The sequence below is a fragment of the Achromobacter xylosoxidans genome, from assembly GCF_002192695.1.
Lineage (GTDB): Bacteria > Pseudomonadota > Gammaproteobacteria > Burkholderiales > Burkholderiaceae_B > Achromobacter > Achromobacter xylosoxidans_C.
Genome location: NZ_MTLG01000081.1, coordinates 97,155 through 123,668, shown reverse-complemented (window position 1 = coordinate 123,668; position 26,514 = coordinate 97,155). Strand labels below are relative to the sequence as shown.

At 64.4% G+C, this 26,514-nt stretch carries 28 protein-coding genes and 1 pseudogene; 12 read left to right on the top strand and 17 right to left on the bottom strand.

Going from position 1 to position 26,514, the window contains the following annotated elements:
* Nucleotides 1–2 precede the first annotated feature (2 nt).
* From BRO63_RS17870 to BRO63_RS17840, 7 genes are all read right to left on the bottom strand, one after another.
* On the bottom strand, nt 3–1,574 hold the full coding sequence (locus BRO63_RS17870) for an ABC transporter substrate-binding protein (protein WP_054456311.1): 1,572 nt from the start codon (nt 1,572–1,574) through the stop codon (nt 3–5).
* Nucleotides 1,575–1,639: 65 nt separating this feature from the next.
* Nucleotides 1,640–2,653 (bottom strand): ABC transporter ATP-binding protein, encoded by a 1,014-nt coding sequence (locus tag BRO63_RS17865; protein WP_054456312.1) that lies wholly within the window; start codon nt 2,651–2,653, stop codon nt 1,640–1,642.
* Nucleotides 2,650–3,657, bottom strand: coding sequence for an ABC transporter ATP-binding protein (locus tag BRO63_RS17860; protein WP_088141063.1), 1,008 nt, complete (start codon nt 3,655–3,657; stop codon nt 2,650–2,652). Before BRO63_RS17860 ends, BRO63_RS17865 begins: the two co-directional genes overlap by 4 nt.
* Nucleotides 3,654–4,568: an ABC transporter permease gene (locus tag BRO63_RS17855; RefSeq protein ID WP_088141062.1), complete on the bottom strand. Its 915-nt coding sequence runs from the start codon at nt 4,566–4,568 to the stop codon at nt 3,654–3,656. Before BRO63_RS17855 ends, BRO63_RS17860 begins: the two co-directional genes overlap by 4 nt.
* On the bottom strand, nt 4,565–5,539 hold the full coding sequence (locus tag BRO63_RS17850; RefSeq protein WP_088141061.1) for an ABC transporter permease: 975 nt from the start codon (nt 5,537–5,539) through the stop codon (nt 4,565–4,567). The genes BRO63_RS17855 and BRO63_RS17850 overlap by 4 nt, the downstream gene beginning before the upstream one ends.
* The gene (locus tag BRO63_RS17845; protein ID WP_088141060.1) at nt 5,536–6,999 is read right to left on the bottom strand and encodes a flavin-containing monooxygenase; all 1,464 of its coding nucleotides are present in this window, start codon (nt 6,997–6,999) and stop codon (nt 5,536–5,538) included. The genes BRO63_RS17850 and BRO63_RS17845 overlap by 4 nt, the downstream gene beginning before the upstream one ends.
* Nucleotides 6,996–7,973: a LysR family transcriptional regulator gene (locus tag BRO63_RS17840; RefSeq protein WP_088141059.1), complete on the bottom strand. Its 978-nt coding sequence runs from the start codon at nt 7,971–7,973 to the stop codon at nt 6,996–6,998. Before BRO63_RS17840 ends, BRO63_RS17845 begins: the two co-directional genes overlap by 4 nt.
* A gap of 296 nt (nt 7,974–8,269) precedes the next feature.
* Here BRO63_RS17840 and BRO63_RS17835 point away from each other — a divergent pair, with 296 nt between their 5' ends.
* Nucleotides 8,270–9,739, top strand: coding sequence for a hypothetical protein (locus BRO63_RS17835; RefSeq protein ID WP_088141058.1), 1,470 nt, complete (start codon nt 8,270–8,272; stop codon nt 9,737–9,739).
* Nucleotides 9,740–9,833: 94 nt separating this feature from the next.
* On the opposite strand, the gene BRO63_RS17830 is transcribed toward BRO63_RS17835, so the two are convergent.
* The 3 genes from BRO63_RS17830 to BRO63_RS17820 form a co-directional block, all read right to left on the bottom strand.
* Complete coding sequence (locus BRO63_RS17830; protein WP_088141057.1) at nt 9,834–10,064, bottom strand: hypothetical protein; 231 nt, start codon at nt 10,062–10,064, stop codon at nt 9,834–9,836.
* A gap of 283 nt (nt 10,065–10,347) precedes the next feature.
* Nucleotides 10,348–10,557, bottom strand: coding sequence for a DUF7661 family protein (locus BRO63_RS17825; RefSeq protein WP_088141056.1), 210 nt, complete (start codon nt 10,555–10,557; stop codon nt 10,348–10,350).
* A gap of 16 nt (nt 10,558–10,573) precedes the next feature.
* Nucleotides 10,574–11,455, bottom strand: coding sequence for a LysR family transcriptional regulator (locus tag BRO63_RS17820; protein WP_088141055.1), 882 nt, complete (start codon nt 11,453–11,455; stop codon nt 10,574–10,576).
* Between the two features lie 98 nt (nt 11,456–11,553).
* Here BRO63_RS17820 and BRO63_RS17815 point away from each other — a divergent pair, with 98 nt between their 5' ends.
* From BRO63_RS17815 to BRO63_RS17805, 3 genes are read left to right on the top strand one after another with little or no spacing between them, the layout of a single operon-like run.
* Nucleotides 11,554–12,561 carry a membrane dipeptidase gene (locus tag BRO63_RS17815; RefSeq protein ID WP_088141054.1) on the top strand — a complete coding sequence of 336 codons (1,008 nt, stop codon included), beginning with the start codon at nt 11,554–11,556 and terminating at the stop codon, nt 12,559–12,561.
* 25 nt (nt 12,562–12,586) lie between these two features.
* On the top strand, nt 12,587–13,558 hold the full coding sequence (locus BRO63_RS17810) for a Bug family tripartite tricarboxylate transporter substrate binding protein (protein WP_179215137.1): 972 nt from the start codon (nt 12,587–12,589) through the stop codon (nt 13,556–13,558).
* On the top strand, nt 13,558–14,067 hold the full coding sequence (locus tag BRO63_RS17805; RefSeq protein WP_088141052.1) for a RidA family protein: 510 nt from the start codon (nt 13,558–13,560) through the stop codon (nt 14,065–14,067). The genes BRO63_RS17810 and BRO63_RS17805 overlap by 1 nt, the downstream gene beginning before the upstream one ends.
* A 29-nt stretch (nt 14,068–14,096) precedes the next feature.
* Here the strand turns inward: BRO63_RS17805 and BRO63_RS17800 are convergent, their stop codons facing one another.
* The 3 genes from BRO63_RS17800 to BRO63_RS17790 form a co-directional block, all read right to left on the bottom strand.
* On the bottom strand, nt 14,097–14,696 hold the full coding sequence (locus BRO63_RS17800) for an OmpA family protein (RefSeq protein ID WP_088141051.1): 600 nt from the start codon (nt 14,694–14,696) through the stop codon (nt 14,097–14,099).
* A 2-nt stretch (nt 14,697–14,698) separates the two neighbouring features.
* Complete coding sequence (locus tag BRO63_RS17795) at nt 14,699–15,199, bottom strand: hypothetical protein (protein WP_256943341.1); 501 nt, start codon at nt 15,197–15,199, stop codon at nt 14,699–14,701.
* Between the two features lie 155 nt (nt 15,200–15,354).
* Nucleotides 15,355–15,540, bottom strand: a complete 186-nt coding sequence (locus tag BRO63_RS17790) for a hypothetical protein (protein WP_088141050.1) — start codon at nt 15,538–15,540, stop codon at nt 15,355–15,357.
* Nucleotides 15,541–15,734: 194 nt separating this feature from the next.
* Between BRO63_RS17790 and BRO63_RS17785 the strand changes: the two genes are divergently transcribed.
* Both BRO63_RS17785 and BRO63_RS17780 read left to right on the top strand, forming a co-directional pair.
* Nucleotides 15,735–16,454, top strand: coding sequence for a carbonic anhydrase (locus tag BRO63_RS17785; protein ID WP_088141113.1), 720 nt, complete (start codon nt 15,735–15,737; stop codon nt 16,452–16,454).
* A gap of 122 nt (nt 16,455–16,576) precedes the next feature.
* Entirely contained in the window at nt 16,577–16,840 is a 264-nt protein-coding gene (locus tag BRO63_RS17780) for a hypothetical protein (protein WP_088141049.1), read from the top strand.
* A 45-nt stretch (nt 16,841–16,885) separates the two neighbouring features.
* Here BRO63_RS17780 and BRO63_RS17775 read toward each other — a convergent pair whose 3' ends face one another.
* Entirely contained in the window at nt 16,886–17,266 is a 381-nt protein-coding gene (locus BRO63_RS17775; protein WP_013394373.1) for a DCC1-like thiol-disulfide oxidoreductase family protein, read from the bottom strand.
* Between the two features lie 120 nt (nt 17,267–17,386).
* Entirely contained in the window at nt 17,387–18,337 is a 951-nt protein-coding gene (locus BRO63_RS17770; protein ID WP_088141048.1) for a GlxA family transcriptional regulator, read from the bottom strand.
* 118 nt (nt 18,338–18,455) lie between these two features.
* On the opposite strand from BRO63_RS17770, the gene BRO63_RS17765 reads away from it, so the two are divergent.
* Nucleotides 18,456–19,049: a LysE family translocator gene (locus BRO63_RS17765; protein WP_088141047.1), complete on the top strand. Its 594-nt coding sequence runs from the start codon at nt 18,456–18,458 to the stop codon at nt 19,047–19,049.
* A gap of 5 nt (nt 19,050–19,054) precedes the next feature.
* On the opposite strand, the gene BRO63_RS17760 is transcribed toward BRO63_RS17765, so the two are convergent.
* On the bottom strand, nt 19,055–19,693 hold the full coding sequence (locus BRO63_RS17760; RefSeq protein ID WP_088141046.1) for a DUF2239 family protein: 639 nt from the start codon (nt 19,691–19,693) through the stop codon (nt 19,055–19,057).
* 192 nt (nt 19,694–19,885) lie between these two features.
* Between BRO63_RS17760 and guaB the strand changes: the two genes are divergently transcribed.
* The 5 genes and pseudogenes from guaB (at nt 19,886) to BRO63_RS17735 (ending at nt 25,213) form a co-directional block, all read left to right on the top strand.
* Complete coding sequence (guaB, locus tag BRO63_RS17755; protein WP_013394369.1) at nt 19,886–21,346, top strand: IMP dehydrogenase; 1,461 nt, start codon at nt 19,886–19,888, stop codon at nt 21,344–21,346.
* A 118-nt stretch (nt 21,347–21,464) separates the two neighbouring features.
* Nucleotides 21,465–23,057 (top strand): glutamine-hydrolyzing GMP synthase, encoded by a 1,593-nt coding sequence (gene guaA, locus BRO63_RS17750; protein WP_088141045.1) that lies wholly within the window; start codon nt 21,465–21,467, stop codon nt 23,055–23,057.
* A 152-nt stretch (nt 23,058–23,209) separates the two neighbouring features.
* Nucleotides 23,210–23,456 (top strand): annotated as a pseudogene (locus tag BRO63_RS17745) (DUF2274 domain-containing protein).
* Between the two features lie 77 nt (nt 23,457–23,533).
* Nucleotides 23,534–24,829, top strand: coding sequence for an ATP-binding protein (locus BRO63_RS17740; protein WP_143219483.1), 1,296 nt, complete (start codon nt 23,534–23,536; stop codon nt 24,827–24,829).
* Between the two features lie 156 nt (nt 24,830–24,985).
* Nucleotides 24,986–25,213, top strand: a complete 228-nt coding sequence (locus BRO63_RS17735; protein WP_256943340.1) for a hypothetical protein — start codon at nt 24,986–24,988, stop codon at nt 25,211–25,213.
* Nucleotides 25,214–25,289: 76 nt separating this feature from the next.
* On the opposite strand, the gene BRO63_RS17730 is transcribed toward BRO63_RS17735, so the two are convergent.
* Nucleotides 25,290–26,462: an MFS transporter gene (locus tag BRO63_RS17730; RefSeq protein WP_088141042.1), complete on the bottom strand. Its 1,173-nt coding sequence runs from the start codon at nt 26,460–26,462 to the stop codon at nt 25,290–25,292.
* Nucleotides 26,463–26,514: the final 52 nt, after the last annotated feature.

Genomic DNA, 26,514 nt, shown 5'->3' with positions numbered 1-26,514 from the left:
GCTTACTTGCCCGATTCTTTCGTCACCATCATGGCGGCCGTGCGGTCGCTGGTCATGGGGGTGACCTTCAGGCCCTTCTTGGTGGCCCAGATGTTCTTGTAGTGGAACAGCGGGATGATGCCGACGTCGTCGTACACGATCTTGACGGAGTCGCGCAGGATGGCTTCACGCTTGGCCACGTCGAATTCCGAGGTGGATTGTTCCAGCGCGGCGTCGACCTTGGGGTTGCTGTAGCGGCCCCAGTTGGACGCGCCCAGGCCCTTCTTGGCGTCGGCGGTGGCCAGGATGTTGACCAGCGCGTAGCTGCCTTCGCCGGTGCCGTTGCCCCAGGCCAGCATGCTGACCGCGAATTCGTTCTTGTTGGCGCGGCCCGAGTACACGGCCCATGGCACGACTTCCACCTGGGTCTTGACGCCGGCGCGGGTCCAGAACTGCGCCACGGCCTGGGCGGTTTCCGGGCCTTGCGGGTAGCGGTCGTTGGGCACGTGCATGGTCAGCTTGAAGCCGTCCGGGTAGCCGGCTTCGGCCAGCAGCTTCTTGGCTTGGGCGACGTCGTTGGGGATGTCCTTGACGTCGGGGTTGTAGCCGATGGTGCCCTTGGGCATCCACTGGTTGGCTTCGGTGGCGGCGCCTTGCAGGATGCGGTCGGCGATGGCCTTGCGGTTGATGGCCAGGTTCAGGGCCTGGCGCACGCGCACGTCCAGCAGCGGGTTCTTGTCCAGCGGCTTGCCGTTGTTGTCGGTGATGTACTGGTTGGGCGCGGGGTTGAAGCTGGGCTGCAGCAGCATGACGCGCAGGCCGTCGTAGGGGTAGACCGAGACGTTGGCGGCCTTTTGCAGCTTGGCCAGGTCGGACACCGAGACCTTGTCGATCACGTCCACGTCGCCGGCCAGGAGCGCGGCGGTGCGGGCGGCGGCGTTGTTGATGTAGCGGTAGTTGACCTTGTCCCAGATCTGCTTGTCGCCCCAGTAGCCGTCGTTGCGTTCCATGATGACGCGGTCGCCGGGGGTGTACGACACGAACTTGTAGGGGCCGGTGCCGACCATGGCCTTGCCCGAGTTGTAGTCTTCGGTGGTGGACTTTTCACCGACGTGCTTGCTGACCACGTGCACCGAGGCCAGGTTCAGTGGCAGGTCGGGGTTGGGGGCCTTGGTCTTGACGATGAGCGTCAGCGGATCCTTGGCGGTCATCGTGTCGATGGTGCGCAGGTAGCCGGCATAGGTGGCCACGCTGCCGGGCACGGCGCGCGCGCGGGTGTAGGAGTAGATCAGGTCGTCGGCGGTGAAGGGCGTGCCGTCCTGCCACTTGACGCCTTCGCGCAGCTTGAATTCCCAGGTCTTGTCGTCCAGCGGCTTCCAGCTGACGGCCAGGCCGGGCTGCAGCTTGTTCCACTTGTTCTCGATCAGCAGGTCCCAGAAGTGCAGGGCCACCGAGCGGTCGCCGGCGTGGTTGTTCAGTTGCGGGTCCAGGGACGACAGCGGGTCGGCGAAGCCGATGGACAGGTCGTCGGCGCTTGCTGCGGCGGAAGCGCCGAGGATGGCGGCGGTCAGGGTAGTGAGAATCAGGCGTTTCATGTTCGGGGTCCTTGGTATAGGGGGAACTGGCGGTTAATTCGGGAGCCGCGGCGCGGCGGCCGTGGTCACGCCATGTCGTTCAGGTGACAGGCGCTCAGGTGGTTGATGGCGATTCCCTTCAAGGTGGGAACCTCGGTCTTGCAGCGCGGCATCGCATGCGGGCAGCGCGGATGGAAATGGCAGCCGCCGGGCGGATTCAGCGGGCTGGGGATCTCGCCCTTGATCGCGGTAAAGGTCTTGTGGCGCGACTTCAGGCTGGGAATCTCGGCCAGCAGGGCTTGCGTGTACGGGTGGTTGGGGTGGCGGAAGACTTCTTCCACCGTGGCCGTTTCCACCACGCGGCCCAGGTACATGATGACGACGCGGTCGGACAGGTGCTCGACCACGCCCAGGTCATGGCTGATGAAGAGATAGGTCAATCCCAGGTCTTCTCGCAGGTCCATGAAAAGGTTCAGGATCTGCGCCTGGATCGACACGTCCAGCGCGGCCACGGCCTCGTCGCACACCAGCATGGTGGGCTGCACGGCCAGGGCGCGGGCGATGCCGATGCGCTGGCGCTGGCCGCCGCTGAACTGGTGCGGATAGCGCTGGCGCAGGGCCGGGTCCAGGCCGGCGCGTTCCAGCTGGGCGCTGACGTAGTCGTCGAAGTCGCCGTTGCCGACCAGGCCGTGGATGCGGGCCGCTTCGCCCACGATCTCGTCCACGCGCAAGCGCGGGTTGAGGCTGGCGTAGGGGTCCTGGAAGATCATCTGCACTTGCAGGCGCGCGGCATGGGCCTGGGCCGAGTTCATGTCGGCCGGGCGCACGCCATTGATGCGGATCTCGCCGCCGGAGGGCGTGAGCAGGCCGGCTGCGATGCGGCCCAGCGTGGACTTGCCGCAGCCGGATTCGCCGACCAGGCCGACCACTTCGCCGGGGTTGACGATCAGGTCGACGTTGTCGACGGCGCGGGTCACGGCGGGCGGCTTGGACAGGCCCAGGCGCTGCATGGCGCGCGTCGCGGGGCCGGTGGGGCGTTCGCCGAAACGCTTGCTGACTTGGCTGAGATCAATCAGCGGGGTAGGGGCGGTCGCGCTCATGCCATTACCTCGCTGGTCTGGATCGTGGGGTGGAAGCAGCGCACTTTGTGTTCGGGCAGGGCCTGGGTGATGCCGGGCTGCTGGCCGCAGGCGGCGGTGGCGCGCGAGCAGCGCGCCGCGAAGGCACAGCCCGCGGGCAGGTTGAGCAGGTTGGGCGTCATGCCGGGAATCTGGCGCAGGCGCTGGCCGCGCCGGTTGTTGCTGGGCAGGCTGTCGATCAGGCCCACGGTGTAGGGATGCTGCGGACGGTCCAGCACGTCGTCGACGGTGCCGTGTTCGACGATGCGGCCGGCGTACATCACCGCCACGTCGTCGGCCAGGCCGGCCACCACCGACAGGTCGTGGGTGATCCAGATCAGGCTGGTGCCGTGCTGCTGTGCGAGCTTCTGCACTTCGGACAGGATCTGCGCCTGGATGGTGACGTCCAGCGCGGTGGTGGGTTCGTCGGCGATGATCAGGTCGGGCCGGTGCAGCATGGCAATCGCGATGGCCACGCGCTGGCGCATGCCGCCGGACAGCTGATGCGGGTAGGCCAGCAGCCGTTCCTCGGGGCTGGGAATGCCCATCATGCCCAGGGTGTCGCGCGACAGGGCGCGAGCCTGGGCCGCGCTCATCTTGTTGTGGGCGCGCACGGTCTCGATCATTTGCGCGTCCACCCGCAGCACGGGGTTCAGCGTCATCATCGGATCCTGGAAGATCATGGCGATGCGGTTGCCCTGCAGCTTGCGCAGCTCGCGCGGCGCCAGCTTGGTCAGGTCGCGGCCCTGGAACAGGACTTCGCCGCCGACGATGCGGCCCGGGGCGTCGACCAGGCCCATGATGGAGAAGCCCGTGACGGACTTGCCCGAGCCGGACTCGCCGACCAGGCCCAGGATCTTGCCGCGTTCCAGCGTGAAGGAAACGTCGTCCACGGCGGGCAGCACGCCCGCGCGGGTATGGAAGTGGGTGCGCAGGTTGCGCACCTCCAGCGTCGGCGCGCCGGCGTTGTCGCGGTCGGCGCTCATTTGTGGGTCCTCGGGTTCAGCACGTCGCGCAGGCGGTCGCCCACCAGGTTGATGGCCACGATGGTGACCAAGAGCGCGATGCCGGGATAGAAGCTGATCCAGTATTCGCCGGACAGCATGGTCTGGAAGCCGTTGGAGATCAGCAGCCCCAGTGACGGTTCGGTTACGGGCACGCCCAGGCCCAGGAAGCTCAAGGTGGCTTCCAGCGTGATGGCGCGCGCGATCTGCAAAGTGCCGATGACGATCAGCGGCGGCAGGCAGTTGGGCAGGATGTGCTTCAACATGATGCGCCAGTTGGGGATGTCCAGGCAGCGGGCGGCTTCCACGTATTCGCGGCGGCGCTCGACCAGGGCCTGGCCGCGCGCGGTGCGGGCGTAGTAGGCCCACTCCAGGATCACCAGCGTCAGCACCACGTTGCCCACGCCCTTGCCCAGGTAGGCCAGGATCATCATGGCCACCAGGATGGACGGGAAGGACAGGATCAGGTCGACCAAACGCATGATGATCGCGTCGGTCTTGCCGCCGGCGTAGGCGGCCAAGAGGCCCAGCAGCGTGCCGATGATGCCGGCGATGACGGCCGAGCCCACGCCCACCATCAGGCTGATGCGCAGGCCGTACAGGATGCCGGACAGCAGGTCGCGGCCCTGGCCGTCGGTGCCCAGCCAGTAGTGGAAGGTGTCCAGGCCGTTCATGCTGCCCGGCGGCAGGCGCGCGTCCAGCACGTCGATCTGCAGCAGGTCATAGGGATTCTGCGGCGCGATCCAGGGCGCCAGGATGGCGGCCAGGATCAGCAACGTGGCGACGGTCAGGCCCAGCACCGCCGTCTTCGACGACATGAACTCGGCCAGGTTGCGCCGCCACGGCGATTCGCGGCGCAGCGCGGGAGTGGGGTTTGTCGATACGGCGCTCATGCCGAGGCCTCCAGCCGCACCCGCGGGTCCAGCACTTTATAAAGAATGTCCACGATCAGGTTCAGGGTCACGAACAGGCACACCACCACGATCAGGTAGGCCACGATGACGGGGCGGTCCAGCGCGTTCAGGCTGTCCAGGATCAGCTTGCCGGCACCGGGCCAGGCGAAGATGCTTTCCGTGACCACGGCGAAGGCGATGGTGGAGCCCAGCTCCAGGCCCAGCACCGTCACCAGCGGGATCATGGTGTTGCGCAGCACGTGCACACAGACCACGCGCATGGGCGACAGGCCCTTGGCGCGCGCGAACTTCACGAAGTCCAGCGGCAGCACGTCGCGCACGCCGGCGCGGGTCAGGCGGATCACCAGGGATATCTTGAACAGCGACAGGTTGAACGCCGGCAGGATCAGGTGGCGCCAGCCGTCGGCCGTCAGCCAGGACCATTGGAAGCCCAGGAACTCCACGGTTTCGCCGCGGCCGCTGGCCGGCAGCCAGCCCAGCGACACGCTGAAGGTCATGATCAGCATCAGCGCGATCCAGAACGTCGGCAGCGAGAAGCCGACGATGCTGCCCGCCATGATCATCTTGGCGAAACGGCTATCGGGATACAGGCCGGCGTACAGGCCCAGCGGCAGGCCCACCACCACGGCCAGCATCATCGCGGCGATGGCCAGTTCGAAAGTCGCCGGCAGGCGCTGGATGACCAGCTCGATGGCGGGGATGTTGTAGACGAAGCTGTTGCCCAGATTGCCGTGCAGGGCGCCGTTCAGGAACCCCAGGTACTGTTCCCACAGAGGTTTGTCGAAGCCCAGCTCGGCGATGATGCGGGCGCGGTCCACCTGGTCCACGTCCTGGCCGATCAGGATGTCCACCGGATTGCCGATGGCGTGCAGGCCCACGAAGACGATCAGCGTCATCAGGAAGACCACCACCGCGGCTTGCGCGATGCGGCGCAGCAACCAGCCCGTCATTGCGCGGTCTCCGCTTGCGGGGCCGGGGCCGGCGTCCATTCGTCGCCGAACACCTCGGGCTCGGAGAACGCTTCCATATTGGCGTAGTGCGTCTCCACGTCCTCGCGGTAGAACAGGCCGGCGATGCCTTGCGCCAGGCGTTTGGCGCCTTCGCTGATGGCAGGGATGTCGCCCGAGATCGTGCCCTGCGTCAACGCGGCGGGGTAGGAGAAGCAATGCACGCGGTCCAGCCCGGGACAGGCGCCCGGGGTCTTTTCCTGCAATTCGAACACGGCGCCCAGGTCGGGCGAGTCGTGCAGCTCCTGGTCTTCTTCGCCGGCCGGCGGCACGTAGCGGTCGCCCCAGGCGCGCACGTGCGGCGCCAGCGCGGCGAACTCCGGACGCACGGTCCAGTCGATGCGGAAACCCGTAGAGAAGATCAGGAAGTCCAGCACGAACACGCCCTTGGGCGTGGTGACGTGGATCTCGTCGTCGACCAGCGCCAGGTCCTGCACGCCCGCGCCCAGGTTGAAGCGGGCGTTGGGGTGGCGCGAGACGCGCAGCGTGCTGCCGCGCGGCGGCGGCACCTGGGCGGCGTTGATGTAGTGGCGGATCTTCCACTTCCATTCGTCGGGCAGGGTCAGGTGGCCGTGGGTCAGGCCGGGGTTGCCCGCGCCCTTGCCCTTGTTGATGCGCGGAATGTCGTTGCGGCGGATCAGCAGGTCGACGCTGGCGGCGCCGGCTTCCAGCGCGGTGCCCGCGCTGTCCATGGCCGACGCGCCCGCGCCCACCACGCCCACGCGCTTGCCGGCAAGCGTACCGTAGTCCATCACGTCGGACGAATGCGCCCAGCGGTCGCGCGGCAGCTTCTGCGCAAAATCAGGCACATAGGCGCCGCCCAGGCCGTCGCGGCCGGTGGCCAGCACCACGCGGCGCGCCAGCACGGTGCTGCGTCCGGCGGGGGATTCGATGTCCAGCTGCACCAGCTGGTCGGCGCGCGGCAGCACGGCCAGGATGCGGTGCTCGTTCCTCAGGTCCAGGTCCAGCGCGCGGCGGTACCAGCGCAGGTAGTCCATCCATTGCAGGCGCGGAATCTTGTCCAGCGCTTCCCAGGCGTCAGCACCGAACTGCGCCTCGAACCAGGCGCGGAAGGTCAGCGCCGGCAGGCCCAGCGCGGGGCCGGTCAACTGCTTGGGCGAACGCAGGGTTTCCATGCGGGCGGTGGTGGCCCAGGGGCCTTCGTAGCCCTCGGGCGCCTGGTCGAAGATCGGGGCGTTGATGCCCAGGTGCTTGAGCGAGGCGGCCGCGGCCAGGCCGGCCATGCCGCCGCCGATGACGGCCACGTCCAGCACCGGCTGGCCGTCGACGAGGCGCGGCGTGACCCAGTTCTTGGCGGGGATTTCCAGCCAGGACAGGTCTTGCCGCAGGCGCGCTTCCAGCGCGGCTAGGCCTTGCGGCGGGGTGGCGACAGGCTGATTCATATAGCAGGGGATTCCGTAAGAGGGGCGTCGTCGCCATAGATCGACTGCAGCAGGGCCGAATGCTCGGCGGCGTCGTGCAGGGCGAAGCCGGGCAGCAGGGCCGCGGCGGCTTGGGCGAGCGCGTCCGCCATGGCCTGGCAGGCCGGCGTCAGCGTTTGCGACTGCGGGGTGATGACCCCGAAGAAAAAGGGAATGTCCAGGTCGATGGGACGGATCGCCACGCCCGGCATGGGGGCGCCGTAGGCGGTGATCGGTTCCAGCACCGACACGCCCAGTCCGGCGCGCACGGCGGCCAGGGCGTTGACGGACGAATTGGTTTCCATGGTGCCCAGCGCCTGGGCGTTCTGCGCCAGCGCGGCGTCGAGGCGGCGGCGCAGGCGGTAGGGATTGGCCATCGTGATCATGCGGCGTCCGGCCAGCGCGGCCACCGGCACCACCGCCTGCTCGGCCAGCGGATCGTTTTCCGGCAACGCGACCACACAGGGCGCTTGCCCGATCCAATGCACCGTCAGGCCGCGATGCTCCAGCGGCAGGCTGGTCGCGCCCAGTTGCGCGGCGCCCGACAGCACGGCGTGCACCACGCGTTCGGGCGAGGCGCTACGCAGCTGGATGCGCGCGGCGCCGATGCGGTCTTCGATGCGCTTGAGCGCGTCGGGCACCAGGCCCGCCGCCAGGGCGGAGGTGGCGGCCATCAGCAGCGGCTGGGCCTGGCCGCGGGCGATTTCATCGGCGCGGCTGCGGATCTGCTGCATGCCCGCCAGCGCGCGCTCGACATCGTCATACAGCAGGAAGCCCTGCTCGGTGGGCGTCACGCGTGGGCCGCTGCGCGCAAACAAGGGATAGCCGATTTCGGCTTCCAGTTCCTGCAACAACCGGCTGATCGCCGGCTGGGAGCGTCCCAACAGCCGGCCGGCAGCAGTGACGCTGCCCGTGGACATGACGGCCGCGAAGGCCTCGAGTTGACGAAGTTCCATCTGTATTGATCTATGCCAAGGACGAATTCTTGCCCGGCAAGTATGCGCTTTGCAAATAATTAAAGAGCATAAGTAAATTCCCTGATGGGGTTTTCCTCAGGGAATTTCATAACTGCTAGTTATTTCAAGGGCTTGCGACCGGAAGATCTCGGCGTCGGCGGCTGGAGGGCGGGGCAGGGAAGGAGGCCGGCCGGGGCTCAGGCTCGGCAGTGGCAGGCGTGCAGCAGTCTATGCGGTCTAAATTCGCATGACTCCAAGGGAGTTCCATCAACAACGTAGCGTGGAGAGGTGCACTAATGAACAGTCTTACCCCCGGCAATACGAATTCCGATCAGGGATTGGCCCTGGCCGCTGGCGCGGGCCTGGTGGTCCAGACCGTTGCGGAACTGCGTGAGCAGCTTGGTTCTGTGAATCCGTATGTCGTCGCCGTTGGATACTATTCGCGCCGTGACAAGCCGGAATCGTTCTACCAGTACGACCAGACAGACACGGCCAGCGCGGATAACGGCGGTACGGTGATTGTGGGCAATAACGGCGACCGCTGGAAGTTGGTGCCCAACATCTCGATCAGCGTATGCGACTTTGGCGTGATCGGCGATGGCGCGCGTGACAATGCAGCAGCATTGACCAAGCTGCGAGCCTGGGTAGCAGCCAAAACCGCATCCGGAAACGTGGTGCAAGTGACCTGGCCCGCGGGTAGGTATGTTTACTCGCAGGGTCCCAACTGGGCGATTCTGGGCCTGCGCATGATTGCCGAGGGAGAGGTCTGGCTGATCAACACCGGCACGGACACGTCGTTCCTTTGCGATGGTTCCTACATTGCGGGCGGGGTTCGTGGAATGTCGATTGAGGGGGATTTCCGTGTTTTCCCAAATGCAAACAGCGCTATTGGCGTCTTGATCAAGTCGGTCCACGTCTCTGAAATTCAAATCGTCTCCCGCGGCGCCGGCAACGGATATTCGGCAATCTATATCTCAGGCTGCGTCTGCACCCTGTTCAAGCTCCGGGCGTCAGGCAACGACGGCGGCTGGTACAACCCTCCCACCCATTGCCTATACATAACGCAACATGAGCCAGGGGGCCAGACGAGCTACTGCACATTCCTGAATCCTGTTCTGGAGGGAGCCCCCATCGGCGTGCTGCTCGACGGAGCCATGGGAAACACCTTTATCGGCGGAACCATGGAAGCCTGCCCAAACATTGGCGCCCAACTGACGCTCAATGCCATCCAGAACAAGTTCTTTTCCATTGATTTCGAAGAGAACGGGAACCACGACATCCTCTGCGAGGGTTCCAACAACGAGTTCATCAGTTGCGATACGCTGAAAAAGATATCGATTGCGGCGGGTAGCGACAATCAAGTGGTTGCTGGCCTGCATCAAACGATAGAGGTGTTGGCGCCGGCGAGCCGGACGCTTCTGTCTGGTTTCAAGTACAACAGAACAGGAGGAAGCGCGTTTCCCGCCGACGCAGGCACGAAAACGCGATTCCGCGACTTGACCAACGTGGGGACTGGGCTTCAGCACAACGCGCCACCGACTCTGCGGCAATTGACGGTAGGAGCTTCGCCCTTTACCTACACGAATACGGCTGGCAATGACCAGAGCGTGGCAATTGTTCCCGGGATCATTACCGGGGTCGCTATCGTGCGTAACGGGGCGGCGCTACCTTTACCCGCCACGAATGGCATGTATGAGCTGTCTCCAGGCGACTCGATTCGTGTCGAATACACGGCTCTTCCGGCGTTGTTTGTGCTGAGCCGTTAGGCTTCAAGACGGGACCCGCCACGGCGGGTTGCGTCCGCATGCGGACGCGGTGGGCGTTCTTTCTTCATGGGGACCATGGCAATTCTCCACTACTTCAAGAATGCCCGCGCCCCTCGCGCCGGTAATACAGATAACGTTCGATCTCTGCCTGTTCCACCGCCGGTTCCAGCGAGCGCCACCTGACCACGTATCCGCGATGCGCTGGCGGCATCCAGCCCAATACGGAGTACATCGTGACTTCGGTCTGGCCAGTATTGAATTCCGTCTCGAAGAATCCCTGGCGATTCGGCGGCTCGCTGCCGCAAATCCAGCTGGAATCTGGCATGGCGCTCTCCCGTACGGCTTCAATCCTACGCGCCGGTCCAGGAAATGGCATACGTTCTAGCCCCGATGCGGGCTGCGTCTACCTTGTGTTAGAAACACGGATGGGGCTCTTGCGGCATGATTGCCGCGATCTTTGCGAACCTTTGCAGTTCGATTTGGCGGATGCCGGTAGTATTCGTCCATCGAACCTCAGGAGCCCGTCATGCACAGTCAGCAACCCGCGCCCGAGCCGAACAAGCGCCGTTGGCCTTTCGGCTACGGTGAAGAGGAGTAGTCCGGCTGCCCTAGCCGATACGCTCAATCCGGTCGCCCGGACCGGACAACTCGTGATAGATGTCATCCAGATATTCGGCCAGCCCGTCTGCGGGCACATCGGCAGGAATGGCAATGTCCGCAGCACGTACGCGTTTGCCGGCGTCCGAACGGTACGCCGTCCACGCCGCGCCCTCGCGCTGGATGTCGAGCTGAAACCTGCCGTAGATGTCGAATTTCATCGATGTCCCGAAAAAATCATGACCAGGCCAGTGCCAGCTCGGCAGCCATGCTGCGCGTGAGTCCCAATAGCGCTTGAGCGGCCGGGCTGAGCGTCTCGCCGCCGCGGGTCAGTACTTCCAGGCTGCGGACGGCGCTTTGGTCGGCCAGGGGTACGATCGCCAATTTTGCGCTAGCCGTGACCGCCAGCGCCGGCAGGATGGTGACGCCGAAGCCTTGTTCGACAAAGGTCAGCAAGGATGTGGTATTGCGCACCGTCAGCAGCGAGGCTTCCACCAACGCGGCCACTTCCGGGGAGTCAAACCGGGCGCACAAGCCGTTTGCAATGAACTCCGCGGCGTCGATATCGCGCCAGCGCGCCTCGCGCCGCAGCTTCGTCAGGCGGTGCCCGGCCGGACACACCAGCACGAAACGGTCTTCGAACAGGGGTTCGGTCACGATGCCGGGCAGGGGCGCCGGCAGCGTGGCTATGCCGAAATCGACCTCGCCATCGGCCACCGCCTTGCCCACCGCGGCCGAGTCTATGTCGCGCAGGTCGACCCGTACCTGCGGATACTGCCTGCGCATCAAGCCGATGACCTGGGGCAACAGCCGGATGGCCGCCGAGGGCACGGCGGCCACCTTGGCCGTTCCCAGCGCGCCGCTGGCATAGCGGACCATGTGGGCCACGGCCGAGTCGAATTCCGCAATGGCCCGCTGCGCCTGCGCGCGGACATAAAGGCCCAGGGGAGACAAGCGGATCTTGCGTTCGCCTTCGAACAAGGGGCCGCCCAGCTCCGACTCCAGCTGCTTCAAGGTCATGGAAAGCGCCGCCGGCGTACGGCCGACGCGGTCACCGGCCTGCGCCAGTTCGCCAGCATCGACCACGGCCATGAACATGCGCAGATGCTCGAGTTTCATATTTAAGAAAATATTAAATGGAACGAAGTTATTTTAGTTTGACTGAATTCTGGCCGGAAATCTACAGTACCGCTCACTGCCATTCAAGGAAGCAAGCAATGAGCGCAAGCGCCTTACGCGTCGACGGACTGCAATACAGCAACTGGTCCGAGAAGATATTCCGCCAGCTGCGTGAAGGCGGCGTGGACGCGGTCCACGTCACCATCGCTTATCACGAGAACCTGCGCGAGATGATCCACAACATCGAACGCTGGAACCGGTGGTTCGAGCGCTATCCCGACCTGATCGTGCAGGCGCGCAGTGGCGACGACGTCAGGCGCGCCCGCGAGGCCGACCGCACCGCGATCATTTTCGGGCTGCAGAACCCGTCACCCATCGAAGACGACATCGGCCTGGTCGAGGTGGTGCACACGCTGGGCGTGCGCTTCATGCAGCTGACCTATAACAACCAGTCCTTGCTGGCTGCGGGCTGTTATGAAGCGGTCGACAGCGGCGTCACCCGCATGGGGCGCGAAGTGATCAAGGAAATGAACCGGGTCGGGCTGGTCATCGACATGAGCCATTCGGGCGAACGTTCCACGCTGGAGGCGATAGAACTGTCCGAGCGGCCCATCACCATCAGTCACGCCAATCCGCATTCATGGGCGCAGGCGCTGCGCAACAAGTCGGACACGGTGCTCAAGGCGCTGGCTGGCGCGGGCGGCATGTTCGGCTTTTCGCTGTATCCGCATCACCTCAAGAACAAATCGGCCTGTACCTTGGACGACTTCTGCGCCATGGTGGCGCGCACCGCGGATCTGGTGGGGGTGGAGCACCTGGGCCTGGGTTCGGACCTGTGCCAGGACCAGCCGGACTCGGTGGTCCAGTGGATGCGCACGGGCCGCTATACCAAGAACATCGACTACGGCGAAGGCTCGGCCGCGCAGCCGGGGTTTCCGCCGCAGCCCGGCTGGTTCCAGGACAGCCGGGATTTCAAGAACATCGAACAGGGCTTGCGCGCCACGGGGTTTTCAGCGGACGAGGTGGCGCTATTGATGGGCGGCAACTGGATGCGCTTCTTCGATGCAAGCTTCGGCCCGCAAGCCACTACTACCCGCAAGCCCTGAACGGTCGCAACCTCGGAGCACATACATGAAGAACGCCATTCGCATCCTTGCGTGCGCCACGCTGGCGCTGGGCGCCGTCTGCAACGCCAGCGCGCAGGACTTTCCCAACAAAAGCATACAGATCGTCGTGCCGTTCCCGCCGGGCGGCGTGGCCGATCTGGTCGTGCGCACTGTCGCGCAAAAGCTGGGCCAGGACGTCAAGCAGCCCGTGCTGGTGGTGAACAAGCCCGGCGCCAGCGGCATCATCGGGGCCGAGTTCGTGGCCCGCGCGCCGGCCGACGGCTACACGCTGCTGTTGGCCAACCTGCCCATCATGTCGATCAATGAACTGCAGTACAGCAGCCTGCCGTATTCCGCCACGCGGGATTTCGCTCCTGTGATCCTGCTGGCCGACCAGCCCTATATCATCGCCACCGGCAACGCCGTGCCAGCCAAGACGATGAAGGAGTTCATCGCCTATGCCAAGGACAAGCCGGACACGCTGACCTTCGGTTCGGCGTCCAGCTCGACCTTTCTGGCCGGCGAACTGTTCAAGCAGCGCGCGGGCATCCGCATGGCCCACATCCCCTACAAGGGCAGCGCGCCCGCCATCAACGATCTGCTGGGCGGACATATCAGCCTGATCCTGGATCCGGTGATCACCTTGCTGCCCCACGTCCAGGCTGGCAAGCTGCGGGCTCTGGCGGTGACGTCGTCCGAACGGATAGATTCAGCGCCGGACATTCCCAGCTACAAGGAAGTCGGCCTGGTGGATATGGACATCACTTCGTGGCAGGGCATCGTCGCCCCGGCCGGTACGCCCGAGGCCGTCGTCAAGAAACTCAACGAGGATTTCAACCGGGCCTTGCAGTCGCCCGAAGTGGCCTCGCGCCTGAAGGAGCAGGGGGTAAGCACCAAGGGCGGTTTGGCCCAGGTCTTTACCGATTTCGTCGCGGCCGAGAACAAGCGCTGGGCGACGCTGGCCAAGCAAGTCAACTTCCTGCCCGGCAGTTTGTGATGAGCATCCTGACCGGAGCCGATGGGCGTTTGCAGGCCCTGGGCCTGGCCTTGCCCCAGCCTACGCCGACGCACTATGCCTATCTGCCGGCGCTGCGCCACGGCAGCACGGTGTACGTCGCGGGGCAGATTCCGAAGCTCAGCGCGGACCAGTTGCTGGTGCAAGGCACGGTTGGCGAGCAGGTCGGCGAAGCACAGGCGCGCGAGGCCGTGCGCCTGTGCGTGTTGCATGCGCTGTCGTGGGTGGCCCACCACGCGCAGGGCAGCCTGGATGCGGTGGAGCAGGTATTGCGCGTCAACTACTTCTTCCAGGTGGGCGAGCGCGCCAGCACGCGGCTTTCTGCCATTGCCGATACCGGATCGGAACTGCTGGTCGCGATCTTCGGCCGCCAGGGCGAGCATCCGCGTTCGGTCATCGGCGTGCACGAGCTGCCGCGCAATGCGCCGGTGCTGGTCAGCATGGACGTGGCCCTGGCGGCTGCGGACTCCTCGCGTATGCCGGCCAGCTGACGCCGCTGCCGGCCCCGCGCAGGGCTTGCTCAGCGCTTGGGCAGCACGAACTCCACCCGCCGGTTCTGCGCCCGTCCTTGCGGATTGTCCGCACCATTGGCCAGCCGGTTCGACTGGATCGGCTGGGTATCGCCGTACCCCTTGACGGTCAGCCGCGACTTGTCCACGCCATGACTCGCCAGCCATTGCGCCACCGCCTGCGCGCGGCGCAATGACAGATCCTTGTTGTACGAGGCCGAGCCCTTGGAGTCAGTGTGGCCTTCGATGCCGACGGTGCCGGCCGAACTGGATTTGATCAGGCTGGCGATGTCCCGCAACGTAGGCTCGGCGGCCGGGCGTATCGCGGTCTTGTCGAAATCGAACAGCACATCGCCCAGCATGGCGACGGTCACGGCATGCTTGTCCTGCCGCACCGACAGGCCGTCGTGGCGCGCGGCCAGTCCGTCGATCTGCGCGTTCAGGTCCGATATGCCGCCGCTGGCATCGGAAGGCAATCCCTTCAGGTCCAGGATGGTGGCCTGCAGATCCAGGATCTCGGCCTTGTAGGGGGGCTCCTGCGCCATGGAGCCGCTGGCGGCGGCGAGCAACGCCGCGGCCAGCAGAGTGGACGTGCCCGGGTGGCCGGCCATGGCTAGCGGTCGGTGATCTTGATGGCGTCGAAGGTCTCGACGCCAGGTATCGTCAGCGAGACCTCTTTGATCTCTTTGGGCGGGGCGGGAAACTTCCCCTGCCAGGAGCCGGCGATCGGGGCGTCCTTCTCGGTCCGGATCATCAGTTTGGGATTGGTCAGCGGCTTGTCGTTGCTGTCTCTCAGCAGCAGATGCTTCTTGTTGCCGGCGACCACGTAGAAGCTGTTTTCATAGTCGCTCTTGCTGATCTGCGGATAGAGCATCTCCGTCTTGCCCATGACGACGGGCTTGAACCGTACCTTGATGGACAGGATGTCGCCGTTGCGCACCGCTTCTATCACCTGGCCTTCGGCGCTGCCGGAATCGGTCAGGCCGGTGGCCAGTGGCGCGGGAGCATCGGCCTGGGCTTGGGCAAAAACGGTCTGGCCGGCTACCGCCGCCAGCATGCCCCAACCCAGGGCACAGGCGGCGGCTGTCTTTCTGATCGGAATCACGATAAGCATCCTTTGTCGTTGAAAACCATTCAGGGCAGGGCGTGCGGACCGGGACTCATCCTTTCGGTCCCGTCCAAAGTCCAACGCAAGATGGTCCAACTTTCAGGCGCTTATTTCAGTTCGATGTTTTTCCAAGACGTTACGGAATCTAGCCGGCGGGAGCTTCATCCGCCGCGGTGCCCGTGGTAGCGCGGCGCGGCGACGCTGCGGACGTTTTCCTTGTGCTGCGAGCCGACCAGGGCCTTGCGCCGGGCTTCCTCGTGCTGATGGTCGGAGCGGGCGCGTTCCTTGTCGGCATGCGCTTCCGGCGCGGGGTGGGCGGGATTCGGGTGGGGAGTGTTGGGCGTCATGGTGCGTACCTATCAAACAGGTGACGCGGCATATGCCGCTTTTCCACATTACGCCCCTCATCCACGTTTCTCAAGCGGCGGCGACGGCGCCTTTTTTTGATTGCCGCAGCGCAATGTTTGAGCCGTTGCAGGCACTGCGGCAGCACAATGATCCTGCGCTGGTTTCCTAGATGTTCTTCTTTCAGGAGAGCTTCATGTGCGACTGTTCCTCTTTCGCCAATCCCCCCCATTTCAACCGCCGCCGATTGCTGTTCGGCGCCGCCGCGATCGCCGCGTCCGGCGCCTCGGGCTGGTCGGGCGACGCGCGTGCCGCCGTGCCAAGCAACGATATCGGGCCCGACGAGGCCTTGAAGCGCCTGATGGCCGGCAACGCCCGCTACGCCGCCAACAAGCCGAACATGCGGGACTATTCCGCGGGACGTGCCGCCCGCGCCGTGAAGCAAAAACCCATCGCCGCCATCCTGGGCTGTTCGGACTCGCGGGTGGCGCCGGAACTGGCTTTCGATCAGGGGCCGGGCGACCTGTTCATCGTGCGGGTGGCCGGTAACTTCGTGAACGAAGACGGCCTGGCCAGCCTGGAGTACGGCACGCTGGTCCTGCGCGCGCCGCTCATCCTGGTGCTGGGCCACGACAACTGCGGCGCCGTGGATGCGACGGTGAAGGCGTGGCAGGACAAGACGGAATTCCCTGGCCATCTGCCCTCGCTGGTGAACGCGATCAAGCCCGCAGTCGAAATCGCGAGCAAGTCGGGAGCAAGGGATCTGATGTCGGCTGCCGTGCAGGCGAATGTGCGTCTGGCGGTCGAACGCCTGAAAACCGCGCAGCCGCTGTTGCAGGAGATGGTGCAGCAGAAGAAGCTGGGAGTGGTCGGCGGCGTGTACAGCCTGGCCACGGGCAAGGTGACCTTGGTCTGACGCCAGCGCCGGGGCCGCCAGAACGCCAGCGCCGGCCGGCCCCGGCATGGTGAGAATTGCTGAGCTTTAAGCGTTTTTCCCTTCGTAATATCCGATGAAAGGATACTGAAAGGGGAAGGGCCATGGCGGCGTGCGAAAAATGCGAGGCTATCGTCGCGAACCGGCGCGATGCGCCCGGGCATGAGAACCTGATCAGCCTGGGCGTGGTGCGGTCGACCGGCCAGCAGCGTGGCGTGCAACACGAGGCGTACACCTGTGCGACGTGTGGCACCGATTGGGATTATCTCTACGACAAGCGCGACCCGACGTCGGGGTGGCGGCGCTGCGGCGCGGATGCGCCGTTGGAGGCCGTCGCCGAGGTTGCAAGAGCGGTGCGCGTCGCCTAGCAAACGGTTCCGACGCGGGCGCCATTCTGCAGGCGCCCGGCGCGTCTACATCTGCATCTTCTTCTTGCCCAGCAGCGTCAGCGCCAGGCTGCGCCCCGTGCGCATGAAGGGGTAGAGCGCGGTCGACAGGCAGGGGTTGCGGAACACGGCCGCGTTGACGCTGTTGAACAGATCGTTGCCGGTGCTGATGAGCGCCAACCGGTTGATGCAGTCCGCGCCCCAGTAGTCCTGGCCATCCAGGTGCAGCAGCATGCCCTGGTTCAGGTCGTAGCCCTGCGCCTTGTAGGCCACCGCCAGGTCGGGATGGTCGCGCATGTTCAGCAGATCGATGGGGCCGACGGCCTTCTGCAATTGCAGCATCCGCACGTAGTTCGAGCAGAAAGGGCAGTCTCCGTCGTAGAGCAGGAAGTTCTTGGCGATGGCCATGATGCACCGTGTGGAAATGCGCCGGCGCGGAAAACGCGCCTGCCGCTTACTTCCCATTAAAACGCATATCGCTGGACGCGCCCACCGCCCGCATTGCGGACGCGCAGGGCGTGCGGGACTTCAGCGCATCTGGCGCACGCCTTGGCCCAGGCGCCGGCGCAGCAGGTTGCGCAGCGTGACGCCGTCGGCGTAGCCGACCTGTGCCGCGATCTGCTCCAGCGACAGGCTGGTGGTCTTCAGCAAATGGGCGGCGCGCTCCACGCGCAAGTCCTGGAAATACGACAGCGGACTCTTGCCCAGCACTTCCTGCGTGCGGCGTGCCAGCGTGCGCTTGCTGGCGCCCAGCGCCTGCGCCGCGGCTTCCAGCGAAAATCCCTGCGCCAGATGCGCGCGCGCCCAGCGTTCAAAGGCCTGCACCAGCGGCTCGGCGTGGGTCAGGTGGTCGGTGATGGCATAGGCGGATTGCGCCGGCCGCTGGTCCACGATCAGATAGCGGGCCACGAGCGCGGCCAGTTCCGGGCTGGTCTGGCGCACCAGCCACAACGCCATGTCCATGTGGCTGAGCGCCGCGCCTGCCGTCAGCAGCGACGACGAGCGCACCAGCATGCGGCCGTCCTCCAGGTCCACCTCCGGATAGCGCTGCCTGAACAGCGGCGCCAGCCACCAGGTGGTGGTGGCCTTGTGGCCGTCCAGCAGGCCCGATTCCGCCAGCACGAAGGTGCCGATGCAGGCCGCGGCGGTGTTCGCGCCGGGAGCGCGCGCCCTTAGCATCCGGCCGGCGTCGCGCACATCGGCGCGGGCCAGCGCGGGCAACAGCGTTTCGGGCATCTTGCAGCCGATGGCCGGGATGACGAGCCAGCCCGGGTCCGACGGGTCCGGGCTGCCTGAAATTGGCACGCCGAATCCCTGCGAGGTGCGCACCTTGCGGCGCATGCCGACCACGCGCGTCTCGAACGGCTGTACCGGTTCCGGCAACAGAGGCGACAGCTCGTTGGCCGTGGTGAACACGTCCAGGACGGCGGACAGGCCGGTATCGAACACGCCCTCCAGGGCCAGGATCTGGATTTTCATGGCAAGAACGCTATCAAAGATGTCAAAACCGCCAATATTAATAAGGCCGGCCCGGACCGACAATGCCGCTGTCTGACCGCTGGCGCAACCGTGCGCCGCGCATTACCGGAGTGGTGCCTTGTCCATTGAAAATCTGCTTGCCCTGGCGGTGTTCGCCTTTGTGACTTCCGTTTCGCCGGGCCCCAGCAACGTCATGCTGATGACCTCGGGCGCGAACTTCGGCTTTGGCCGGACGCTGCCCCAGGTGCTGGGGATCACCGTCGGCTTCACCTCGCTGCTACTGGGGGTAGGGCTGGGCCTGGGGGCGCTGTTCCAGGCGTGGCCGCCGTTGTCCGTGGCGCTGAAGATCGGCGGCGCGGCCTATCTGCTGTACCTGGCATGGCGCATCGCGCTGTCGCGCTCGATCGGCGCGGGGCAGGCATCGGCCAGGCCGTTGACCTTCATGGAATCGGCCTTGTTCCAGTGGATCAACCCCAAGGCCTGGATCGTGGCGCTGGCCTCGGTGGCGGTCTACGTCGACGCCGCGACGCCCTGGGTGTCGCTGGGCTGGATGTGCCTGGTGTTCGCGCTGGTGAACTTGCCCAGCGTGTCGCTGTGGGCCGGTTTCGGCGTGGCGCTGCGCGGATTCCTCGCGCAGCCCGGACGCCTGAAGTGGTTCAACATCGGCATGGGCGTGTTGCTGGCGCTGACGCTGTGGCCGATGCTGCGTTGATGGCGTCAGCTCGCGGCGGCCTCGCCGGATCCGTGCCACGCCAATTGCATGGCGTAGCCGCGCACATCCACAGGCCAGGCCGCGATCTGCCGCGCGAAACGTTCACGGTCATCGGCATATAGCGCCCGCGTCGCTTCCTCGAAACCAGGCAGGTTGCCGGCCATGCTGGACATGTAGCGGTAAGCCGCTTCCTGGCGTTCGCGCCGGCGGTCCTGCGCCTCGTTGTCGCGGCGCGCCTGTTCCACCAGCTTGCGCAAGGCGACCGAAGCGCCGCCGGGCTGGGCGCCCAGCCAGTCCCAGTGGCGGGGCAGCAGGGTCACTTCGCGCGCCACCACGCCCAGCTTGGGACGGCCCCGGCCGCGCGGCTGGGCCTCGTCGGCTGCCGCTTCGGCGGGGATGTCGGCTGCCAGGAGTTCGCCCCGGGCGCCATGGCGTTGCGCAACGGCGGCCTCGTCGCCTCTCAGGTCCAGGTCGACCTGCTTGCCGGTCTGATCGTCGAACACCAGGATGGCGGCGTCGCCGCCGGCGTCCAAGGCCCGTTTGACGGCGAGCGCCACGTCGGCCAGGGCGCCGGCCGCAAGCAGGCGGTGGCCGGCGAAGGCGGTGTGCGGGTCGGTAGGGTGGGGTGCAGAGGGTTGATTCATTTTTTTGTCCGGGTGAAAATTACATGCGGATTATGATCCGGGTAAAAATATTCGTCAATACATCCGGGTAAAAATATTGAGCGATGGCGACAGGCCGCTACGCAGCGCAGAAATATCCCCCAGAACCTAGGGTCAACACCTAGGCAAAACACCCAAGCGGCGTATAATCTTGCTTTGCGCCCGGAGTTACCCATGCGTCTCGTACAAAAAGCGCTCACCTTCGACGATGTGTTGCTGGTGCCTGCGTATTCCGAGGTCCTGCCTCGCGACACTTCCCTGGCTACGCGCCTCACTCGCAACATCAGCCTGAACATCCCGCTCGTGTCCGCCGCCATGGACACCGTCACCGAATCGCGTCTGGCCATCGCCATGGCGCAAGAGGGCGGCATCGGGATCATCCACAAGAATCTGTCTGCGGACGCCCAGGCGCGTGAAGTTGCCCGCGTCAAGCGCCACGAGTTCGGCATCGTGATCGATCCGGTCACCGTCACCCCCCAGATGAAGGTGCGCGACGCCATCGCGTTGCAGCGCCAGCATGGCATCTCGGGCCTGCCGGTGGTCGAAGGGCGCAAGCTGGTCGGCATCGTCACCAACCGCGACCTGCGTTTCGAAGAAAACCTGGACCAGCCCCTGCGCAACATCATGACGCCGCAGGAACGCCTGGTCACCATGAAGGAAGGCGCCACGCTGGAAGAGGCGCAGTCCCTGATGCACAAGCACCGCCTGGAGCGCGTGCTGATCGTCAACGACGGCTTTGAACTGCGTGGCCTGGCCACCGTCAAGGACATCGTCAAGAACACCGAACACCCGATGGCCAGCAAGGACGCCCAGGGCCAGCTGCGCGTGGGCGCGGCCGTGGGCGTGGGCGCCGGCACCGAAGAACGCGTGGAAAAGCTGGTTGCGGCAGGCGTCGACGTCCTGATCGTCGACACCGCCCACGGCCATTCCAAGGGCGTGCTGGAAGGCGTGCGCTGGGTCAAGCAGAACTACCCCAAGGTTGAAGTCATTGGCGGCAACATCGCCACCGCCGCCGCCGCGCGGGCGCTGGTCGAGTACGGCGCCGACGGCGTCAAGGTCGGCATCGGCCCCGGCTCCATCTGCACTACCCGCATCGTCGCGGGCGTGGGTGTGCCGCAAATCCATGCCATCTCCGAAGTCGCCAAGGCGCTGGAAGGCACGGGCGTTCCCCTGATCGCCGACGGCGGCATCCGCTACTCGGGCGACGTCGCCAAGGCCCTGGCGGCCGGCGCTTTCGCCTGCATGATGGGCGGCATGTTCGCCGGCACCGAAGAAGCGCCCGGCGAAGTCGTGCTGTTCCAGGGCCGTTCGTACAAGTCCTACCGCGGCATGGGCAGCCTGGGCGCCATGACGGACGGCTCCGCCGACCGTTACTTCCAGGATCCGTCCAACAACGCCGACAAGCTGGTTCCCGAAGGCATCGAAGGCCGCGTCCCCTACAAGGGCAGCGTGCTGGCCATCATTTACCAACTGGTCGGCGGCATCCGCGCCTCGATGGGCTACTGCGGCTGCGCCACCATCGACGACATGCGCACCAAGACCGAATTCGTGGAGATCACCTCCGCGGGCGTGCGCGAGTCCCACGTGCACGACGTACAGATCACCAAGGAAGCGCCCAACTACCGCGCCGACTGATCCGTACAGTCAACTACAATGTCATGCATCGCGCACCGGCAGAACCGCAACATGAATCAGCGGTTCTGCCGGTGCGGTTTTATTTACTGCGGTTTTATTCTTTACCGGTAGAGTCTCCATGCACCAGCGCATCCTCATTCTCGACTACGGTTCGCAAGTCACCCAGCTGATCGCCCGCCGCGTCCGCGAAGCCGGCGTCTACTCCGAAGTGCACCCCGGCGACGTCGACGACGCCTTCGTGCGCGACCAGATGGCGCAAGGCCTGAAGGGCGTCATCCTGTCCGGCAGCCACGCTTCCGCCTACGAAGAAGGCTCCATGCGCGTGCCGCATGCGGTGTTCGAACTGGGCGTGCCCGTCCTGGGCATCTGCTACGGCATGCAGTCCATGGCGCAGCAGCTGGGCGGCGTGGTCAGCTACTCCGACCACCGCGAATTCGGCTACGCCGAAGTCCGCGCCCACGGCCACACCAAGCTGCTGGAAGGCCTGGAAGACTTTGCCACCGCCGAAGGCCACGGCATGCTCAAGGTCTGGATGAGCCACGGCGACAAGGTCACCGAGCTGCCCCCGGGCTTCAAGGTGATGGCGTCTACCCCGTCCTGCCCCATCGCCGGCATGGCCGACGAAGACCGCAAGTTCTACGCGGTCCAGTTCCACCCCGAAGTCACGCACACCGTCCAGGGCAAGGCCATGCTGGCCCGCTTCGTCAACGAGATCTGCGGCTGCGAAGGCGACTGGAACATGCCCGACTACGTGGCCGAAGCCGTCGCCCGCATCCGCGAGCAGGTCGGCACGGACGAAGTCATCCTGGGCCTGTCCGGCGGCGTGGACTCCTCGGTGGCCGCAGCGCTGATCCACAAGGCCATCGGCGACCAGCTCACCTGCGTGTTCGTCGACCACGGCCTGCTGCGCCTGGACGAAGGCAAGCAGGTCATGCAGACCTTCGCCGAAAACATGGGCGTGAAGATCATCCATGTTGACGCCACCGCCCAGTTCATGGGCAAGCTGGCCGGCGTGGCGGACCCCGAAGCCAAGCGCAAGATCATCGGCCGCGAATTCGTCGAAGTGTTCCAGGAGCAGGCCGGCAAGCAGCAAAGCGCCAAGTGGCTGGCCCAGGGCACGATCTACCCCGACGTCATCGAATCCGCGGGCGCCAAGACCGGCAAGGCCACCTCCATCAAGTCGCACCACAACGTGGGCGGCCTGCCGGACACGCTGAACCTGCAACTGCTGGAGCCGCTGCGCGAACTGTTCAAGGACGAAGTCCGCGAACTCGGCGTGGCCCTGGGCCTGCCGCCGCAGATGGTCTACCGCCACCCGTTCCCCGGCCCCGGCCTGGGCGTGCGCATCCTGGGCGAAGTCAAGCATGAATATGCCGAACTGCTGCGCCGCGCCGACGCGATCTTCATCGAAGAACTGCGCAACACCAAGGACGAGGCCAGCGGCCTGACCTGGTACGAGCTGACCTCGCAGGCGTTTGCCGTGTTCCTGCCGGTGAAGTCGGTGGGCGTGATGGGTGATGGGCGTACTTATGAGTACGTGGTGGCGCTGCGCGCGGTGCAGACGTTCGACTTCATGACCGCCGATTGGGCGCCGCTGCCGCATCCGTTGCTGGCTCGGGTTTCTTCGCGCATCATCAATGAGGTGCGTGGGATCAATCGCGTGGTGTATGACGTGTCGAGCAAGCCGCCTGCGACGATTGAGTGGGAGTGATCCCGCAGTTGCTCTGCGGTGAATGAGAAAGGCGCTTCGGCGCCTTTTTCTTTTTGGTAGAGAAGGGGGCGAGGAAATGTAGACTGAGCTGACGCCCATGGTGCGGTGTTGCTGTCGTATCAGCCGCTGTTTTTCAATCGAGGAGGCTCGCGATACGCACGACCAGGAAGCTGCGCTTGGGGCCGCTGCCGAAGACGGAGAGCGTGAAGCTGACCTCCCCCCTGTCTGGCTGGGCTAAAAGCTGACCTTGAGCGCTACGCCGAGCAGGACGCGCAGGTGTATGGCGAGGCGGTGGATGTGCGGACGCTGATCCCGTTCATGTTGGAGGCGTTCATGGCGGGGGATCGAGGCTTCAAGACAGGATCAACAAGCAAATTCGCACGGGCGAACTCAAGCTAACGACGCCGGTGGAGCCGCCATCGGCATCCGATTGCTGTGCAGCTATTATTGCTCTTCTCGTCAGGAGGGGGGGGCTCGTGTACTTCAGCAACGTCAGACTCAGAAATTTCGGTCCATTCTCCGATGCGGAGTTTCGTTTCGAACCTCATGCGATCAATTGGATTTCTGGCCACAACGACGCGGGCAAAACACAACTGGCAGGGGCCATCATCGCTGCCATAGTCGGACGAGCTGCCGTTTCGATACGGGCAGGCGGTGTCGGACCCTCTGAGGTCGAGCTCACGATGGAAGAGAGCGGTACAACCGAATTGGCCAAGTTGGTGATTGCCGAAAGTTCGTACAGCAAGCTGGAGGTGTCGAAAACGACCGGGCCATTGGCTCTTCAAGTACTTGCGGCGATGTCTGATTCCAGTGGTCAGCGCTTGCTTGTTGGCCCTGAGCGTGGGTTTAGTGATGATTCATCTCGCCTTAGGGATATTGAAAAAACACTCCCAGACATTCTGAAGGCTGACCCAGCATGGGTGGAACTTCGGAAAAGTGGTGCGTTAGAGGGAAACGTAGGTTCAAGAGGGCAGCGTTCTCTCTTGGAGTTGCTCTGGCAGTTCACCGTCTTCCAGAGTGCGCAGTTCAAGCTGCCATTGATACTTGACGATTGGGCTTGGCACTGGCCACAAGACCTACTTCCTTTCGTGTGCCGATTACTAGAAATGATAGCGAGGGAATCGCAGGTGATTGTGCTGACTCCACCTGACATGGATATGGCGTGTGGCACAACGCAAGTCATCTCGGCACCTCGCGGGCATATTTCGCTTGTGGGCTACAACCCACTGTACGGGACACACCGTCCCAATCTGAGACGCTCACCACAAGCAAAGTGGATCAGAGGAGCGCAGTTCCCCAAGCAAGAGAGTCGTGCCTGCGAGTTCAAGGAGGTCAAGGGTGGAAATCCCCTCGGGGCTATAAAGGGAGTCGTTGATCAATATGCAGTTGCCTTCTTGAACGCGGGCGTTTCGCAGGAGGGCGCGATCTTCTGGGGGATCCGAGATGAGGATCGGACTATCGTTGGCGTTCAACTGCGACAAAAAGAGTGCGATGAGCTACTACGTGTCGTTACAGAGCGGCTTCACCAGATTGCCCCTCCGATCGCCCCAACGGCGTATCGGATTGAGCTTCATCCAGTTAGCGACGGGGCTGTCCTAATTAACGACTTGTACGTCGTTGAAGTACGTGTTCCATCTGTTCGACGTACTTTGCTTTTCTCAACCGGTGGGCAAGAGGTCTACGTCAAGACCGACGCTGGCAAGAGGAAGTTATCCGCACTAGAACTTCAACAAGAGTTGATCAGTCGACTTGGCGTTGATCCAGATTTGTGATGCATATTGGATAAACTACTCACAGATCTGGGCGGCATGTGCTATAGATTTTTTAAAGTTGGCCCTCCCCTGGGGGGGCGCTTTTGCTGGTGAAGCGGAAGCGACCATCGACTGGGAGCATTGATTATGTCACTCACAGACAAAGATATCTCTGACATGAAGAAGATGATCAAAGATCGAGTAGACAACTACCCCGATCTAGAGGGTATGGTTGCTAGAGGATTGCTGACCTACAAGGCCGGCTGGTATGAAGCCAAGAACAAGGAGTCATATGACGCGATCGCTCAGTACGTCACCTCTATCCGGGTAAGCAAAGAGGGGCGAGCGCAGGTAAAGGTGGAGAAGGCGAGCAAGAGGCTTCGGGCCCTCGCGGAGAAGTTGTAGGTGGGGGCTTGCTGTCGGCTGAGCTACCTCGGGTCCGAGCGCGCCGCCTTGTCGTAGGGGGCGAGCTCAAGAAGCGTTACCGCCCCGTTGCCAACGCACGCCCCTCGCGCGTCCTTCGCCCCAGATAAGGCAACAAACTGACCAACCCAAGCACGGCCAACGCAGCACCCACCCACAGCGGCGAACGCACGCCATGGCCAGCCGCGATGCCCAGCCCGCCGATCCAAGCCCCCGCGCCCAGCCCGATGTTGATCACCGACGTATGGACGGTATTCACCAGCGCACCCGGATGCGCGGTCTGCATGACGCGGGCGATCATCGCGGGATTCATGGGCACGCCGACCAGGCCGATCACGATCAGCGCGCTCACGCTGAGAACCTGGCTTTGGGCGAACACCGCGAACAGCGCCAGGGTTGCGGCCAAGATGATTAAGCCACCCGCCATGATAGGCATGGCGTACTTGTCCGCATATCTCCCCACGACCATGTTTCCCACGACGTTGGCCGCTCCGTAGATGCCCAGCAACCAGGGAATGGACGATGCGGCGAAACCGGTCACGTCGGTCAGGATCGGAGCGAAGTAGCTGAAGGCGGCAAACGTCGCGCCGATGATCAGTCCGCTGGTGGCGAAAGCCGCCCACAGGTGCCGATTTTTGAACTCTGCGATTTCCGCGGCGAGGCTGACCGTTGCAGAGGCCTGGGAGCGTGGCACCAGGATGGCGATGATTGCCGCGCACAGCACGGCAAGCACGACCACCAGCCAAAAGCTGGCGCGCCAGCCCAGATGCTGGTCGATGACCGTGGCGATGGGAACACCCAGCACCGTCGCCAGCATCAATCCTCCGATCACGATGGACGCCGCCCGTCCGCGCGACTGGGTGGCCACAATCTGCGCGCAAATCGCCAGCGACACGCCAAAGCACGCGGAGCCGGCCACCCCCGTCGCGACCCGGGCGGCCGCCATGACTTCGTAGCTGGTCGCGGACGCGGCAACGGACTGCGCGATGGCGTAGAAGCCCAGCAGCCAGAGCAGCGCCTTCTTGTTGGGTACGCGCAGCTTGATCAGGCCTACCGTGAGCAGGGGGCCGCCGACGACCATGCCGATGGCATACAGCGAGATCAGGTAGCCGATCTGCGTTACCGAAACGCCGAAGGCTTGCGTCAACGATGCCATCATGCCCGCCACCATGAACTCGGACGTGGTCAATGAGAAGATCGTCAATCCCAGGATATAAACGGCTAATGGCATGGGAGAATCCTTAAAGTTTATTGATCAGTACAAAATTGCCCCAAAAGAACCG